Source organism: Thermodesulfovibrio sp., assembly GCF_049969575.1.
GTDB lineage: Bacteria > Nitrospirota > Thermodesulfovibrionia > Thermodesulfovibrionales > Thermodesulfovibrionaceae > Thermodesulfovibrio > Thermodesulfovibrio obliviosus.
In genome coordinates this window covers 8,622-25,114 of record NZ_JBMFOO010000008.1, presented here as the reverse complement: position 1 = coordinate 25,114, position 16,493 = coordinate 8,622, and the positions used below count along the sequence as shown (strand labels likewise).

General features: G+C 34.4%; 16 protein-coding genes, 1 other RNA gene and 1 pseudogene. 11 read left to right on the top strand and 7 right to left on the bottom strand.

Annotation, left to right across the window (positions count from 1 at the left end):
• Positions 1-5: 5 nt before the first annotated feature.
• Genes ACP5O9_RS03280 through ACP5O9_RS03230 form a run of 11 tightly spaced genes read left to right on the top strand, consistent with a single transcriptional unit; the run spans position 6 to position 10,018 of the window.
• A complete protein-coding gene (locus tag ACP5O9_RS03280) occupies positions 6-527 on the top strand; it encodes an NADH-quinone oxidoreductase subunit J family protein (protein ID WP_353685344.1) in 522 nt (173 codons plus the stop codon).
• Positions 514-819 carry an NADH-quinone oxidoreductase subunit NuoK gene (nuoK, locus tag ACP5O9_RS03275; RefSeq protein WP_353685343.1) on the top strand — a complete coding sequence of 102 codons (306 nt, stop codon included), beginning with the start codon at positions 514-516 and terminating at the stop codon, positions 817-819. Before ACP5O9_RS03280 ends, nuoK begins: the two co-directional genes overlap by 14 nt.
• Positions 819-2,297 carry a monovalent cation/H+ antiporter subunit D family protein gene (locus tag ACP5O9_RS03270; RefSeq protein ID WP_428723424.1) on the top strand — a complete coding sequence of 493 codons (1,479 nt, stop codon included), beginning with the start codon at positions 819-821 and terminating at the stop codon, positions 2,295-2,297. The genes nuoK and ACP5O9_RS03270 overlap by 1 nt, the downstream gene beginning before the upstream one ends.
• The gene (locus ACP5O9_RS03265; protein ID WP_353685341.1) at positions 2,294-2,428 is read left to right on the top strand and encodes a hypothetical protein; all 135 of its coding nucleotides are present in this window, start codon (positions 2,294-2,296) and stop codon (positions 2,426-2,428) included. The genes ACP5O9_RS03270 and ACP5O9_RS03265 overlap by 4 nt, the downstream gene beginning before the upstream one ends.
• Entirely contained in the window at positions 2,429-2,665 is a 237-nt protein-coding gene (locus ACP5O9_RS03260; protein ID WP_353685340.1) for a hypothetical protein, read from the top strand.
• Positions 2,658-4,427, top strand: a complete 1,770-nt coding sequence (locus ACP5O9_RS03255; protein ID WP_353685339.1) for a Na(+)/H(+) antiporter subunit D — start codon at positions 2,658-2,660, stop codon at positions 4,425-4,427. The genes ACP5O9_RS03260 and ACP5O9_RS03255 overlap by 8 nt, the downstream gene beginning before the upstream one ends.
• A gap of 11 nt (positions 4,428-4,438) precedes the next feature.
• The gene (locus tag ACP5O9_RS03250; RefSeq protein WP_428723423.1) at positions 4,439-5,932 is read left to right on the top strand and encodes an NADH-quinone oxidoreductase subunit M; all 1,494 of its coding nucleotides are present in this window, start codon (positions 4,439-4,441) and stop codon (positions 5,930-5,932) included.
• Between the two features lie 13 nt (positions 5,933-5,945).
• Positions 5,946-7,322 (top strand): NADH-quinone oxidoreductase subunit N, encoded by a 1,377-nt coding sequence (locus tag ACP5O9_RS03245; protein WP_424904537.1) that lies wholly within the window; start codon positions 5,946-5,948, stop codon positions 7,320-7,322.
• A gap of 60 nt (positions 7,323-7,382) precedes the next feature.
• Positions 7,383-8,966: a methyl-accepting chemotaxis protein gene (locus tag ACP5O9_RS03240; RefSeq protein ID WP_428723422.1), complete on the top strand. Its 1,584-nt coding sequence runs from the start codon at positions 7,383-7,385 to the stop codon at positions 8,964-8,966.
• Between the two features lie 9 nt (positions 8,967-8,975).
• Complete coding sequence (locus ACP5O9_RS03235) at positions 8,976-9,494, top strand: YeeE/YedE thiosulfate transporter family protein (protein WP_428723421.1); 519 nt, start codon at positions 8,976-8,978, stop codon at positions 9,492-9,494.
• Positions 9,491-10,018: a DUF6691 family protein gene (locus ACP5O9_RS03230; protein ID WP_353685335.1), complete on the top strand. Its 528-nt coding sequence runs from the start codon at positions 9,491-9,493 to the stop codon at positions 10,016-10,018. Before ACP5O9_RS03235 ends, ACP5O9_RS03230 begins: the two co-directional genes overlap by 4 nt.
• 34 nt (positions 10,019-10,052) lie before the next feature.
• Here ACP5O9_RS03230 and rnr read toward each other — a convergent pair whose 3' ends face one another.
• The 7 genes and pseudogenes from rnr to ACP5O9_RS03195 form a co-directional block, all read right to left on the bottom strand.
• On the bottom strand, positions 10,053-12,128 hold the full coding sequence (rnr, locus tag ACP5O9_RS03225) for a ribonuclease R (protein ID WP_428723420.1): 2,076 nt from the start codon (positions 12,126-12,128) through the stop codon (positions 10,053-10,055).
• Positions 12,125-12,859: a helix-turn-helix domain-containing protein gene (locus ACP5O9_RS03220; RefSeq protein ID WP_428723419.1), complete on the bottom strand. Its 735-nt coding sequence runs from the start codon at positions 12,857-12,859 to the stop codon at positions 12,125-12,127. The genes rnr and ACP5O9_RS03220 overlap by 4 nt, the downstream gene beginning before the upstream one ends.
• Complete coding sequence (gene recR, locus ACP5O9_RS03215) at positions 12,852-13,445, bottom strand: recombination mediator RecR (RefSeq protein ID WP_353685332.1); 594 nt, start codon at positions 13,443-13,445, stop codon at positions 12,852-12,854. The genes ACP5O9_RS03220 and recR overlap by 8 nt, the downstream gene beginning before the upstream one ends.
• On the bottom strand, positions 13,442-13,786 hold the full coding sequence (locus ACP5O9_RS03210) for a YbaB/EbfC family nucleoid-associated protein (RefSeq protein ID WP_353685331.1): 345 nt from the start codon (positions 13,784-13,786) through the stop codon (positions 13,442-13,444). The genes recR and ACP5O9_RS03210 overlap by 4 nt, the downstream gene beginning before the upstream one ends.
• Positions 13,779-15,362 (bottom strand): DNA polymerase III subunit gamma/tau, encoded by a 1,584-nt coding sequence (gene dnaX, locus ACP5O9_RS03205; protein ID WP_424904541.1) that lies wholly within the window; start codon positions 15,360-15,362, stop codon positions 13,779-13,781. Before dnaX ends, ACP5O9_RS03210 begins: the two co-directional genes overlap by 8 nt.
• A gap of 14 nt (positions 15,363-15,376) precedes the next feature.
• An RNA gene (ffs, locus tag ACP5O9_RS03200) (signal recognition particle sRNA small type) lies at positions 15,377-15,475 on the bottom strand.
• Positions 15,476-15,656: 181 nt separating this feature from the next.
• Positions 15,657-16,448: pseudogene (locus tag ACP5O9_RS03195) on the bottom strand (DNA topoisomerase); the annotation flags it as partial.
• Between the last annotated feature and the right edge of the window lie 45 nt (positions 16,449-16,493).

Genomic DNA, 16,493 nt, shown 5'->3' with positions numbered 1-16,493 from the left:
GAAAAATGTTACCTAAAGTTTTATTCGGGTATTTTGCTATGGTGATACTTTTTTCAGGTATTGCAGGAATTACAAGAAAAAACCTTGTTTATAGTCTTTTATGGATACTTCTTATGCTTATTCATATTGGTGGACTTTATCTTATGTTAAATGCAGAATTTCTTGCAATGGTGCAAATAATTGTTTATGCAGGTGCTATACTTGTAATGTTTTTGTTTGTTGTATTTTTGTTAAACCTGAAAGAAGAGGTAAAACAATCAGTGTTTATCCGTTCATGGCAGACAAGACTGTATGCCTCTTTTTTGCTTTTATTTTTTGCACTAACAGGTGCTTTTACCTATAAAAAACATTATTCAGGCAATTACACTATAGAGCTTATTGAAAAACAGGGTCATACAAAAACGCTTGGATTGGCTCTTTTTAATGATTATCTTTTTCCCTTTTTGATTTTGGGCTTTATCCTCCTTGTTCCTTTAATCGGTGTTGGAATATCTGCCTTAAAGAGGAAGACAAATGGTACCTCTTAGTTATTATTTAGCTTTGAGTATAGCTTTATTTTTTATTGGGTTTCTTGGGTTTCTGACAAGAAGAAATCTTATAATGATGTTTATTTCCATTGAGATTATGCTTAATTCAGTAAATATCTCGCTTGTGGCATTAAGTCACTATATGCAGGATATAAGAGGACAGATTCTTGCTTTATTTGTCATAGCTGTTGCAGGAGGTGCTGTTGCTGTAGGACTGATAATTCTTGTGTTGGCATATAAAAACAAACCTACATTAAAGCTTGAAGAATTCAATTTATTGAGGGAAGACTGATGAATGTAGAGCAATCCATTTTACCTCTAATTCCGATTCTTGTTTCCTTACTTGCAATTCCGCTTATTATCTTTACAGGTGAAAAAAATCCTAATCTTCGTGAATTCTGGTCTGTACTGGCAGGTGTTATTAAGTTTGCTGTGGTTGTCTCCATGCTTCCAGCGGTGCTGGCAGGGAAAACGCTGGAGTTTGAACTTTTCAAACTTTTTCCTGGTATTGAAGTTAAATTCAGAGCCGATGCTTTAGGAATGCTATTTGCCCTTGGTGCGTCTTTTTTATGGATAATTACAACATTCTATTCAATTGGATATATGCGTGGACACAATGAGAAAAATCAGACAAGATACTTTGCCTGTTTTGCTGCAGCACTTTCTACAACAATGGGGGTAGCTTTTTCAGCAAATCTTTTTACTATGTTTCTCTTTTATGAAGGGCTCACTTTTGTAACCTATCCTCTGGTTGCTCATCACGAAACTGATGAAGCAAAGCAAGGTGCAAGAAAGTATGCCATATATTTGATAGGTGCTGCAAAGATTTTTTTAGTTGCAGCAATTGTAATAACCTATATGATTGCAGGAACTCTTGAGTTTCAAAAAGGAGGTATTTTTACAGAGGCTGTAAGACATGCTTACTCAGCAGTTCTTGGCGTAGTATTTCTCATGTATATTTACGGCTTTGCAAAAGCTGCTGTTATGCCGCTTCATGGATGGCTTCCTGCTGCAATGGTTGCACCAACACCTGTTAGTGCACTGCTACATGCAGTGGCAGTTGTTAAAACAGGCGTATTTACTGTATTAAGAGTAATATTTTTCGTTTATGGAACAGATTTTCTTAAAGAACTTTCAACGACAAATATAGCGCTTTTCATGGCAGCTTTCACAATAACAGTTGCCTCAATGATAGCCCTCACAAGAGATAACATTAAAGCAAGACTTGCTTACTCAACAGTAAGTCAGCTTTCCTACATTATTTTAGGAGGACTTTTACTTACCTATCATGGAATGCTTGGTGGTATAATCCATATTTCAAATCATGCCTTGGCAAAAATAACCCTGTTTTTCTGTGCAGGCTCTCTTTATGTCTGTGCACATAAAACTGAAGTCAGTCAGCTTGATGGAATTGCTAAAAAGATGCCCTGGACTATGGCAGCTTTTACAATTGGTGCTCTTGGTATGATAGGAGTACCACTTGTAGGTGGTTTTATAACAAAATGGTATTTACTTATGGGAGCACTTGACAGGGGAAGTATTGGAATAGTTGCAGTTTTACTTTTGAGTTCATTGCTTAATGCTGGATATTTTCTGCCAATAGTTTATCGTGCCTACTTTAAGAATTTTGACGAATCTCATACACATGGTCATGAAATTAGAGAAAATCCTTTTATGGCTACAACTCTAACTATTACTGCAATACTCAGCATTATTAGTGGAATATATCCAGATTTAATAATAAATCTTGCAAAGGAGGTTTTGAAGTGAATTCAAGGGGATATGAAGAAAGAAGGATTCTCAAACATGATCCCATTGCACCATATAGAACAGTTTTTTACATTGTATTTGCTTTTGGAGTTGTCTATCTTACAGCAATAATTATTTTAGGGGCTAAGTAAATGGAAAATAAAAAAATGAGCAGGAATTTAAAAAAGATTCTCACTTTTTTCTTTTTATTCATTGGGATTCTGATAATAGTTGACCCTTTTATTCACAAGCATGCCTACTTTGGATTTGATGGTTATCCATGTTTTTATGGAGCATATGGTCTTGTGGCATGTATATTAATTGTTTTGGTTGCTAAATACATCCTCAGACCAATTGTTATGAGAAGGGAGGATTACTATAATGATTAATTTAATACCACCTGCTTTGATTCTCATAGCAGGTTCTCTAATACTTCCGCTTCTTAAGGGAAGAACAAAACAGATTTATATGATTGTCCTCCCATTGCTTACGGTTTTATATCTTTTCAACCTTTCCGAGGGTGTTTACTGGAAAGTCAATGTACTTGACTATGAACTTATATTTGGAAAAGTTGATAAACTCTCACTTGCCTTTGGTTACATCTTTGCAATCATAACTTTTATTTCATCCATATATAGTCTTCATGTAAAAGACAATCTCCATTTAGTATCAGCTTTTGTGTATGCAGGCAGTGCACAGGGTGCTATTTTTGCTGGAGATTTTGTAACGCTATTTATATTCTGGCAAATAATGGCATTCGCAGCTGCTTTTTTAGTTTTCTCTGCAAGAACAAAAGCAGCTTTCAGTGCTGGAATGAGATATATCATGATTCATCTATTCGGTGGGCTACTTCTTTATGGTGGAATAAAGATTCATTATCATGAGATAGGTTCTTTACTTTTCAATCATATGGAGTTAAATGGTTTAGGTTCATGGCTCATATTTCTTGGTTTTGGAACAACCGCAGCTTTTCCTCTCCTTCATGGATGGCTACCAGATGCTTATCCTGAATCTACTGAAACAGGAACAGTTTTTCTCTCAACTTTTACAACTAATGCAGCAGTTTATGTTTTTTCAAGAGGATTTGCTGGAACTGAATTTCTAATATATATTGGAGTAATAATGGTTGTCTTTCCAACTTTTTATGGAATTATTGAGAACAATCTCAGAAGAGTTCTCTCTTACAGCATTATTGCCCAGCTTGGATTCATGATTATAGGGATTGCAATAGGGACCCAGCTGTCTTTAAACGGAACAATAGCTTATGCTTTTTGTCAAACTCTTTATATGGCATTGCTTTTTATGGCAATGGGAGCTGTTTTATACCGCACAGGGAAAATAAATGCTACTGATTTAGGTGGTTTATATAAATCAATGCCAATTACAACTATTTTGTGCATTGTTGGAGCTGCATCTATATCGGGTGTGCCTTTTACAAATGGTTTTGTAAGTAAATTAATGATAGTTTCAGCTGTAGCAGACAGTGGAATGCTTTTCGTATGGATTGCGCTCTTATTTGCTTCAGTTGGTGTTTTTATTTATTCAGGTATAAAAATTCCATTTTTTGCCTTTTTTAGCTATGACTCGGGAATAAGAACAAAAGAAGCACCTAAACATATGTTGATTGCTATGGGTTTAGCTTCATTTCTGTGTATCGTCATTGGGGTGTTGCCTGGTTTGATTTATTCCATTCTTCCATATCCTGTTGATTATGAACCTTATACCGCAGCTCATATTATAGACCAAGCACATCTGCTTGCTTTTTCAGCTTTAGCTTTTACACTTCTTGTGCTTTCAGGAATATATCCACCTGAAATAAGATCCATAAATCTTGATGTAGATTGGTTTTATAGAAAAGAAGCAGCAATTTTTATGAAGTTTGCAAAATTTTTTGCAAAGATTGAATACAACATAATTGGCGAGGCTTATGAATTTATGGTTATCAAGCCTGTTCTGAAAATGGCTCGCTGGCTTAAAATTATTGATACTTCAGGAGTTGATGGAACATACAATGGAATGGCAAAAGGTTCTATGACACTAAGTGATACAGTAAAGATAATTCAAACTGGAAAAGCCCATGATTACGCCTTTTTCATGGTTATAGGCATTATAATGCTGATTTTGATAATTTTAATTCCAATAGTTATTTAAAGGAGTGAGGCATGATTGAGACAGTTTCTTATCCAATACTTTCAATAGTAACATTCTTTCCTCTTATTGGAGTTCTCTTTATTATTTTGCTTAAAAATGACATGGCTGTAAGATACGCAGCACTTACTACAACTGTTATGAACTTAATAATATCAATTCCTATCTTTACTAACTTTGATAAATCAAATCCATCTTTTCAGTTTGTGGAAACTTACAACTGGATTCCTCCAATAAATGCTTATTATAAAATGGGTGTTGATGGTATAAGCATTCTATTTATTTTGCTCACTTTAATTATAAGCATTTTATGTGTAGCTGTCTCATGGAGTGCTATACATGAAAGAGTTAAACTCTTTTACTCAATGATTCTCATAATGGAAACGGCAATGATAGGTGTCTTCTGTGCTATGGATTTACTTCTTTTTTATGTATTTTATGAAGCCATGTTAATTCCAATGTTTCTACTCATTGGAATCTGGGGAAGTGCTAATAGAATTTATGCCTCTATTAAATTTGTTCTTTTTACCTTTGCAGGAAGTGTTATTATGCTTATTGGAATTATCAGTCTCTACTTTATGGCAGGTAAAACCTTTGATGTGGTTGAACTTTCGAAGATAAAATTTCCTGTAGATTTCCAATACTGGCTATTTTTTGCCTTTTTTGCTGCCTTTGCAGTCAAGGTCCCAATGTTTCCCTTTCATACATGGCTTCCTGATGCTCATACAGAGGCACCAACTGCAGGAAGTGTTATTCTGGCTGGTATTTTACTTAAAATTGGAGGATACGGATTTGTAAGATTTTCAATACCCTTCTGCCCTGATGCTACAGTGAGTTTGAAGCTTTTTATGCAGCTTCTATCCCTTACTGCAATAATTTACGGAGCTTTTGTAACACTTATGCAAACTGATTTTAAAAGACTTATTGCCTACTCAAGTGTAAGCCATATGGGATTTGTCACTCTCGGAATTTTTTCACTTAACGAACCAGCCATGCAAGGAGGAATACTTCAGATGATAAATCACGGAATTGTAACTGGAGCACTATTTATGTGTATAGGTGTAATTTATGAGAGAACCCATACAAGAGAACTTGTAAAATACGGTGGATTCGGGAAAGTAGTTCCTCTCTTTGTCCTTTTTTATACTTTTTTTTCAGCAGCCTCAATCGGTTTTCCAGGAACAAACTCATTTATAGGAGAATTTCTTGTTATGCTCGGTGCTTTCAAAAGCAGTTTTTATGTAGGCGCTCCATTAATTCTGGGCATAGCTCTTGGTGCAACATATATGATATGGCTCTACTACAGAGTTGTTTTCAATGAAGTCAAACCAGAAATAAAAGAACATCTTCATGATTTAAATTTAAGGGAAGCCTTGATGTTTATCCCTCTTGTTTTTTTAGTTTTATTCATTGGATTTCAACCTTCACTACCACTGAGTTTTATGGATACATCAATCAAGCATTTATTGGATTCTTTATCAACTTCAGTTAATTTTACTATGAAATAGGAGGTGTAGCAGAATGGATCAATATTTGCCACTTTTGCCAGAGATAGTTTTCACGATACTTTTCCTCATCTACTTTGTGATAGGCTTATTTATAAAAAATAGATACATAACAGGCATCATGGTAATGACAATTTCACTTATCACCTCTTTTATTTTATTCAGTGATTATGGCACTGCTTTTAACAATATGTTTGTTGCAGACAACTTAAGTCAAGGACTGAAGTTAGTCTTCCTTTTGAGTCTTTTTCTGTGCACCTTAATTTCTCTGAGATATGAAAAGATCAAGAATGAAATCTTTTATGAGTACTCTCTACTTATGCTTTTAAGCACACTTGCTATGATGCTTATTGTTTCATCAAAGGATTTTATTCCTCTTTTTCTCTCAGTGGAGTTTATGTCGCTTTGTGTATATCTTCTTTCAGGATTTGTTCTTTCTGATTTGAAGTCCAATGAAGCTTCATTGAAGTATTATGTTCTGGGAAGCTTTGCATCAGCCATATTTCTTTTTGGGATAGCAGCCATTTATGGAGTAACTGGAACAACCACTTTTTACAGTATAGCGAATTTTTTGAAAAATAATTCAGATATAACAATTTATCACTACATGGGAACAATGGCAATAATAACAGCTCTTGCTTTTAAAGCAGGTTGCGCTCCCTTTCATCAGTGGTCACCAGATGTTTATGAGGGCGCACCAACAACAATCACGGCTTTTATGTCAGTTGGTCCTAAGGCTGCAGCAGTGGGTGCATTAGGGAGGATAGTTTTTGAAGCATTCAGTGGAAATGTTCAACTCTGGCTCGCACCTCTTGTTTTTATTGCAATTCTTACAATGGCAACAGGAAACATTCTTGCTTTAAGACAGAATAACATTAAAAGACTCCTTGCATACTCCTCTATAGCCCATGCTGGATATGTAATGCTGGCAGTAATTGCCTGCTCACAGGAAGGATTGAACTCAATAGTTTTCTACATGATGGTTTATGCTTTCATGAATATTGGAGCTTTTGCAGTTGTTTTAGCTCTACCTGAAGGTGAAAAAATAGAAGGATACAGAGGAATTTCAAATTTTAATCTATCTCTGGCTCTCTGTATGCTTGCTTTTCTCTTTTCCCTTTCGGGCATTCCACCTTTTGGAGGATTTATTGCAAAGTTTTTAGTTTTTAAGTCTGTGATTCATTCCGGCTATATCTGGGTTGCTCTTGTTGGAATTATATTTAGTATACTTTCAGCATACTACTATCTGAGAATAGCTGTAAAAATGTTTTTTTTAAATGCAAAGCAGCAAATACAGTTTGAATACCTTATTCCTTCCAATTTAAAAGTGGCAATAGCTTTAAATGCAGCAGTTATCCTGATTACAGGAATAATTCCTAATGTTATTATGTAAACTTTTTTTTTGACAATTTTAATGGTATAATTAACAAATTTTATAAATTGGAGGTAAAAAATGAATGTAAAAAGATTGCTTCAGTTTATCAATCTTATGATTCTGATAGTCTTTGCAGGACTCTTTATTTTATCCTATTTTAATGAACGAGGATTTCAACAGAGAATAGAAAAACTTACGAAGAAGGATTTAAATATTCTTATTGCCCTCAATGATATGTATGCTCTGGGACTTCAAACAGGACAGGCAACAAGAAATGTATTTATAAATCCAAAGGATGAAACCGCAAAGAAAAACTATCAAAATGCTCATCAAAACTTTATGAAAGCAAATGAAGAGGCTATTAAACTTACAACAGGAGAATTTCAGTCAGAGTTAAAGAAAATAGCCCAGCTATGGCAACAGGACCATGCAAAGAAAATGGAAATCCAGCAACTTGCTGTTGAAGGTAAGAAGGATGAGGCAGCGCAAAAAATTGTTGAGGAAACTAAGTTGTGGAGAGAAATAAAAGATTTAATTTTTAAATTGACAGAATCTCATGAAAAAGAATTTGAAAAATTAAATCAGGAAGTTGCAAGTGTGAGAAAGAGAAACTCCATAATTTATTCAGCTGTATTATTCATTTCTCTGCTTGGATTAAGTTTTTTGCTTTATTATTCCTACAGAGCCTATGAAAGGAATATGTCCTCTGCTCTCAGTTGTTTTACAAAACTTGAGCAGGGTGACCTTAGAGAGGAAAAATCAGAAGCTTGTGATTTAATTGGAGAAATATATCAAAAAATTGTTGGAAGTCTGAGAGGGACAATTGGAAGAATTAGAGATATCGTAAAAAATACAAACAATATTGTAAATTCTCTTTCCAGTGAAACAGATAACTTGGAGCAAAATTCTCGTGAGCAACTCTCTCGCATTGACCACATGGCATCAGCTTCCACAGAGATTTCGCAGACAATAATTGACGTTGCTAAAAATGCGGCTTCTGCCTCTGAATCAGCCAAACAGGCAAATGAGACTGCCCAAAAAGGTAAGACAACTGTTGAAAAGGCAGCAAATGCCATGATTGAAATTGCCAGATCCATTAAATCTGCAGCAGTCACAATTGAAGAGCTTGGTCAGAGTTCACAGGAAATTGGAGAAATTGTTTTAACAATAAAAGATATTGCGGATCAGACAAATCTGCTTGCTTTGAATGCAGCTATTGAGGCTGCAAGAGCAGGAGAACAGGGTAGGGGCTTTGCTGTGGTTGCCGATGAGGTTCGCAAACTTGCTGAGAGAACTGCAAAGGCTACAGAAGAAATTGCTGAAAAAATAAGAAACATTCAATCAAGATCCAATGCCTCTGTTGATGCAATGAATCAAAGCAGTAAACAGGCAGAGGGAGGAGTTTCTCTTGCCAATAATGCCATGAAAGCTCTTGATGAGATTGTGTCTGCTACGGCAGTCGCTATGGATATGATTCAGAGAATTGCTGCTGCTACAGAAGAGCTTTCTGCAACAAGTGAGGAGATTGCGAATAATATGGAAACCATAAAAATAAATATTGACAGTACAGTAAAAATGATTGAGGCAGTGAGAACAATTTCAAAAAAGCTTTATGAAGAGGTAAAGAATCTTGATGAAACTGTAGAGTACTTTAAAATTTAATAGAGGTCTATGATGAGTTCATCAAACAAAGCATGGAATCCTTATTTAACAGGAGCTTTAAGCGGGCTTGTATCAATTCTTTCCGTCTGGATATCTGGACATTTTCTTGGTGCATCAACAACCTTTGTAAGAATGGCAGGTGCAATAGAAAGTCTGTTTCTACCAAAGAGAGTAGAAGAAATGGATTATTTTTCAGCTTTTCCTCCCCAGATAGATTGGCAGGTTATGTTCTTAGCAGGAATTTTTATAGGTTCTTTAGTTGCCGCGGTTATTTCAAAAGATTTTAATATCAGATGGGTACCTGAGATGTGGCAAAATAGATTTGGAGCGAACCCTTTTAAACGAGCTGTGGTGGCATTTTTTGGAGGAATGATTACAATGTTTGGAGCAAGACTTGCAGGTGGTTGAACAAGTGGGCATGGGCTGAGCAGTTCTGTTCAGCTTGCAGTTGTAGGATATATTGCTATAATTTGCTTTTTTATAGGTGGAATAATTAGTGCAAAAATACTCTATGGAGGTAAAAAATGACATCTTTAATATATGGACTCATTACAGGAATTTTATTTGGTTTTTTACTTCAAAGAGCTCATGTAATCAGATATGATATGCAACTTGGAGCATTAAGATTAAAAAATATGACAATTGTTAAATTTATGCTTTCACATATAATTGTTGCCATGATAGGAATACATCTTTTAAGTGACTTGGGGTTAATCACATTTTCTGTAAGAACAACAATTCTGGGCAGTGCCATTGCAGGAGGACTTATTTTTGGTCTTGGATGGGGGCTTATTGGTTACTGTCCTGGTACTTCAATTGCAGCTGTTGCCGAAGGAAGAATGGATGCGCTCTGGGGAATATTGGGCATGATAACAGGAGCAGCAATTTTTGCTGAAGTTTTTCCATACTTAAAGGATAATATCATGTCATGGGGTGATCTTGGAAAAATTACTTTATCCAGTTTGCTTGGTTTGAATCATTGGATTATAATTATTTTATTTGCGATAGGTAGTCTTATTCTTTTTAAGTGGTTTGAAAAAAGAGGGCTTTAATTTTATTTGTATGAGATAATTAGAGAGGCTTTATTTATAGGAGCTCAAAAATTATTTCTCTTTCTTCAATGCTGACTTTTGAGAGGATTACTTTAAGTGGAGTTCCAATTGTAAATTTTCTTTTTCTTTTAAATCCTGTTAAACAGTATCTTTTATCGTCAAACTGATAAAAATCATCAGTCATGTAAGAGACAGGCAAAAATCCTTCAATATAGTAGTCCTCAAGTCTGACTCGTAAACCTTCAGGCGTAACCATTGTAACTCTTCCTTCAAACTCTTCTCCAATTTTGTCTTTCATAAACCATGCTCTCATTATCTCGATAGCATCTCTTTCAACATCATCAGCTCTTCTTTCCATTCTTGAACTATATATTGCTATGTCAGGCAAAATTTTCTCAAGCTCTTTTTTTCTTTCTTTTGATATTTTTCCTTTTTTTAAAAATTCTTTTAAGATTCTATGAACAACCAGATCAGGATATCTTCTTATTGGAGATGTAAAATGGGTATAACACTCTGAGGCTAATCCAAAGTGTCCTACATTTTCTGGACTGTAGCGAGCCTGTTTTAGACTTCTTAAAATTAAGTAGTTTACTATTTCTTCATAGGGTGTTTCTTTAACAACTTCAATAAACTCATGGAACTCAGAAGGTTTTAAATCTTCCTTTAAAATTCCTAAATTTTTAATAATTTTTGTAAGATATTGAATTTTATTAGTCTCAGGTTCTTCATGAACACGGTAAAGACACGGAACATCTTTAGAATATAAAAACTCTGCTACTGCTTCATTTGCTGCTATCATGAATTCTTCAATAATAAAATGGGCAAGATTTCTTTCAGCTTTTATTATTCCCATAGGATCTCCTTTTATGTCCAGTAAAACTTCTGGTTCAGGAAGGTCAAAATCAAGGCTACCTCTTTTTTTCCTTTTGCTTTTAAGTATTTCGCATAATTCAGCCATTTTTTCAAAGTGAGGAACAAGGGCTTTATATTTTTTGATTTCTTCACTGTCTCTATCAATTAGAATTTTTTTAACTGAAGTATAGGTCATTCTTTCCATTGTCTGTATTATACTTGGATAAAAAAGACTTTGTTTCCTTTCACCTAACTTATTGAAATGCATTTCAACTGTAAATGTAAGTCTTGGAGTTTTTGGGAGTAAACTGCAGAGATTTTCACTTAATTCAGGAGGAAGCATTGGTATTACTCTATCTGGTAAATAAACGCTGGTTCCTCTTTTTCTTGCCTCAATATCTAATGGAGAGTCCCATTTTACATAGTGACTTACATCTGCAATATGAACCCATAGTATAAAACCATTTCTTGTTTTTTTTATTGATACAGCATCGTCAAAATCTTTTGCATTTTCTCCATCTATTGTTACAGTGGGAAGTTCCCTGAGGTCTACCCTATTTTTAAACTCTGTTTTTGAGATGCCTTTCAAAAAAAGCTTTTCTGAAGCATTAACAACATCTTTTGGAAACTTTTTTGGTAATTCATATTCATATATGAGTATTTCTAAGTCTTCCCGAGGAGTTTTAGGTTTTTCAAAAACTTTAACTATTTTTGCAACCATAGGTTGATAAGTTGTGATTTCAGCAAGAACAATATCTCCTGGTTTAATTTTAATGTCTCCTGGAGCAACAACAATTTGTTGGCTTATATTTTTCTTTCTTGGTTGAATATAAAAAATCTGGCCTGATTTTTCAATTTTACCAACAATTTTTTTAACAGCTCTTTCAATAATTCTTATTATTCTTCCTTCTCTTTTTCTGCTTTGTTCAAGCCTTGCAATTACTCTGTCTGCATGCATTGCTCCCATTGTGGCATGAGGAGGTATAAATATATCTCTTTCTTTAGGAGAATCAGGAATTACAAAACCAAATCCATTTCTATGAGATTCAAAAAATCCAGTTACTAATTTTGCCTCTTTTATGGGCAGGTAAAGTCCTTTTCTATTTCTTAAAATTTTTCCCTGTACAAGAAGTTCTTTAAGCGTGTATTTTAATTTTTTTCTTTCTGAAGCTTTAAGCCCGAAGGCGTCTGATATTTCTTTAAAACTTAAAGGTTTTCCAGATTTTTTAATAAATTCTAAAATGCTTTCCCCTTTCAATCTTTCTCCTGTGGCAGATTAAGATATACTACCTGGCCTGTCTCTCCAAGTTTTCCAAGCTCTTTATCATTAAATAAAATTTTAACTCCCCCAGCATTCCCTATATGAAGTTTAAATGATTTATTAGCGTGAAGTTCTATTTTTTGCCCTGGATTAAGAAGAAATTCTTTTTTTTCTTTATCATCTATTGTGATTCTCATCCACACCTTATCGGTAGCTTCAATTTCGAGTTTTTGTTTATTTACAGAAAGTTCTTGTTTTGGCTCAGTTTTTTCAATTTTTTCTTCAACTTTTGGTATTTCTGACATTGTTTGCTGGGTTACTGGTGGAGGAGGTAGGGTAGGTTCTTTTTTTTCAAACTGGATAAGTAAAATTGTTATAAAAATAACAGTAAAGATAATTCCTGCGGTTATGCTCCAGTTAGGTAATTTTTTTAAAAAAGTGGACTTTTTCTCTAAAGATTCCTTAGCTATTGTAGGTTCAATCTTAATTACAGTCTGTTTTTTTGATTTAAGATATTCATCATAATCTTTTAAGATCAGAGAAGCGTCAAGCCCAAGACTCTGAGCATAGGTTTTAATATATGCTCTTGTGTATAACTCAATAGGTAATTCATCAAATTTGCCTTTTTCTATTAACTGAAGGTAAGATTTTTTGATTTTCGTTTCTTCAGCAATTTGCTCCAGTGTTTTTCCGAGCTCTAATCTTCTTTTTTTTAATTCTTCATACATTCAGAGGCTTCCTTCCTTCCAAAGCCTTTGACAATGTTACTTCATCTGCAAACTCAATGTCAATACCTATTGGAAGTCCATAGGCAATTCTTGAAATTTTAATGTTGTATTTTTTTAGAAGATCAGCAATCCATTGAGCTGTAAGCTCTCCTTTGGTATTCGGGCTTGTTGAAATTATTACTTCCTTTATTTGTCCTGTTTTAACTCTATCTTCAAGCTCTTTTATTTTCAACTTATCCGGAGTTAATCCATCAACAGGTGATATGTTTCCTCCAAGAACATGATATGTTCCTTTATATCCAGTTTTTTCAAATAAAATTATGTTGCTTGGTTCTTCCACAACACAGATTATTGAGTGGTCTCTTTCAGGATTACTGCATATATTACACTTTTCATTTTCTGTTATGTTAAAGCAAACAGGACAGTATCTGGCTTTTTTTCTCAGATTTATAATTGCTTCGGCAATTTGAATGGCTTGTTCTTCAGGCATGCTCATTATAAAAAAAGCAAGCCTCTGCGCAGTCTTTCTTCCAATCCCTGGAAGTTTACAGAGATTATCAATAAGTTTTTCTATGGGATTGCTCATAGTTTACCAAAAAGACTGCTTAAATCAGGCATTCCTGGAAGATTAAAAGGCATTGAAACTTTAGCCATCTCAGCCTGAGCAAGCTCATGGGCTCTTTTTAATGCTTCATTTACAGCAGCAATAACCAGATCTTCAAGCATTTCCACATCCTGAGGATTTACAACTTCTTTATCAATTTTTATTGAAATAATTTCTCCAGCTCCATTTGCTTGAGCAATAACCATTCCTCCGCCTGCACTTGCTTCAACTGTCATATTTTTTATTTCTTCCTGTTTTTTCTGAATCTGTTCCTGAATTTTCTGTGCCTGTCTCATTATCTCACCAAACATTTTCTTAGACATTTTCTCCTCCTTTTTTAGGTATTATATTAAATATTCTTCCTTCAAAAAGTTGTAAAGTCTTTTTAACAAGAGGATGATTAATTATTTCTTCTGTTAAATTTTCTTTTGACTTCTGCGTATTTAAATCTTTCAGAGTTTTTATAGTTATCTTACCATCAAATCCTGATTCTTTCAATAAATTTTGAATGTCTGTAAGATTTTCCTTTACAGAATCAGCATACAGAGAAGCACCACCGTTGTAAATCAATTGGATTTCATCATTTTCAAAATTAACTTTAGCATGCCTAATTTTCATGGCAAGTAAATGATTGTGAGCTTCAAGTTTTTCAAGAAATTTTTGCCAGATTGCTTCTTTGGTCTGAGATGTGATTTTCTGAGAAGTTTGTGTTTCCTCGGGTGAATGCTTTATATGTTGAATCAAAGATTTTTGGGGCTTTATATTTTCCAGAGAAGCGTAAGATTTTCTAACTTCTTTTATAGCTTCGTCAATATTTTTGAAGTAAGACAGAAAACTTAGCTTAAGAAGGGTTATTTCAAAAATAATTCTCGGGAAAAAGGAATTTTTTATTGCAAATTCAGAATTAATTAATTCCTTAAGCAGAAGCACCAGATGTTCTTCAGATGTTTTTTTGCTTAGATTTTCAATTAATTCCGACTCTGATTCAGTTATATATAATTTGAAATTTTTTGTAATTTTACTGACAAGAGTATTTCTCAGAAATTGGATTAAATCAGTGGTCAGCCGCTTGAAATCAGTGCCAGTGCTGTTGAGTTCTTCTACTTTTAAGACAATTTTTTCTTTATCACCATCAATTAAGGCTTCAGTTAGTTCGTAAAGTATTTTTATATCAGTTCCACCAATTAATAAATTTACATCCTCCTGCGTTATTTTATCTGTAAATGATGTTACCTGATCAAGCAGTGTTAAAGCATCTCTCATACTTCCCTCAGCATTTGACGCTATAGTGTAGAGCGCTTCTTCTGTGATATCTATGTTTTCTTTCTTGCAAATAAACTGGAGTCTCTGTTTTATTAAATTAACCGGAATTCTTCTGAATTGAAGATGCTGACATCTACTTAGAACAGTGAGAGGAATTTTCCTTGGCTCAGTTGTTGCCAGAACAAATACCACATGGGGAGGTGGTTCTTCCAGTGTTTTTAAGAAAGCATTAAAGGCTGATTGGCTGAGCATATGAGCTTCATCAATTATGTAAACTTTATAAACTCCTTCTACAGAAGCATACCTGATATTTTCTCTTAAATCCCTTATATTTTCCACTGAAGTATGAGATGCAGCATCTATTTCTATCACACTCATTGCTCTGCCTTCTTTTATAGCAGTGCAAGAGGGGCATTTGTCACAGGGTTTGTTTTGAGAGTCCATGCAGTTTAGTGCTTTAGCAAGAATTCTTGCTGTTGATGTTTTACCAACTCCTTTAGGCCCTGAAAAAATATAGGCATGAGAAATTTTGCCTGTTTTTAATGAATTTTCAAGTATCTTTACAACCACTTCTTGGCCTGTAAGGTCAGAGAATTTTTGAGGTCTATATTTTCTTGCCAGCCCCAGATATGCCATTTTTAATCCTTAAAAAGGGACCGACTTCCTGCGGCACACAGAAAAGAATGCTTACCGTTGCTTCCTTCCGGACCTGGCGGGGTTCACATCTTTCTGTTGCGCAGGGTCGGTCCCAGCTGAGTTTTCATTTATTTTTATTTTACCTTTACAGGCTTTGTTATGGCAAATTAAAAATTCTTTACCCTTTTTATTTTTCTTTTTCAACATATACGGAGACTTACATTCTGGACATTCCACTGAAATCGGTTCAGTAGGGAGTGTGAATTTACATTCCGGATAATTAGAACAAGCCCAAAAACTTCTTCCTTTTTTAGTCTGTTTTTTTAAAATATCTCCACCACATTCAGGACATTTTATCCCAGCAGTGATTGATTGAGTATGTTTGCATTCTGGATATCTTGAGCAAGCAATAAATTCTCCTCTTTTACCATTTCTAATAATAAGTGGAGCTCCGCACTGTGGACATATTTTGTCTGTAGGTTTGGTCTCTTTGTGGTTTTCATTATTGTTCAATGATCTGGTGTTTTTGCATTGAGGATAGCCAGAACATGCTAAAAATGGTAAGCCTTTGCTCCATCTTATAACCATGTCTTTACCACATTTTTCGCATTTTATTGCTGTCTTAATTGCTTTTGGTTTTGTTCTTTTGCCAATTTTTAAAGCTTCTTCAAGATCTTTTTTAAACTCTTTATAAAATTCTTCAATGATTTTATCCCATTTCACTTCATTTAGAGAAATTTTATCAAGGTTTTCTTCCATTTTTGCGGTAAAATTGTAATCCATAAGCTCAGGAAATTTTTCTTCAAGCAGGTCATTTACAACAAAACCAAGATATGTAGGATAAAGCCTTGTCTTGAGTTTTTTTACATATCCTCTTTCCTGAATTGTACTTAGTATTGTTGCATAGGTAGAGGGTCTGCCAATGCCTTTTTCTTCAAGAGCTTTAACAAGTGTTGCTTCTGTGTATCTTGGTGGAGGCTCTGTTGTATGTTTTTCTGATTCAATTTCAATAAGCTTTAGTTGAGTTTTTTCTTCCATCAAAGGTAATAAATTATCCTGTTCAGTTTCTTCATCTTTATAGAGCATGAGAAATCCCGGGAAAACAACAACTGAACCACTTGCTCTGAATTG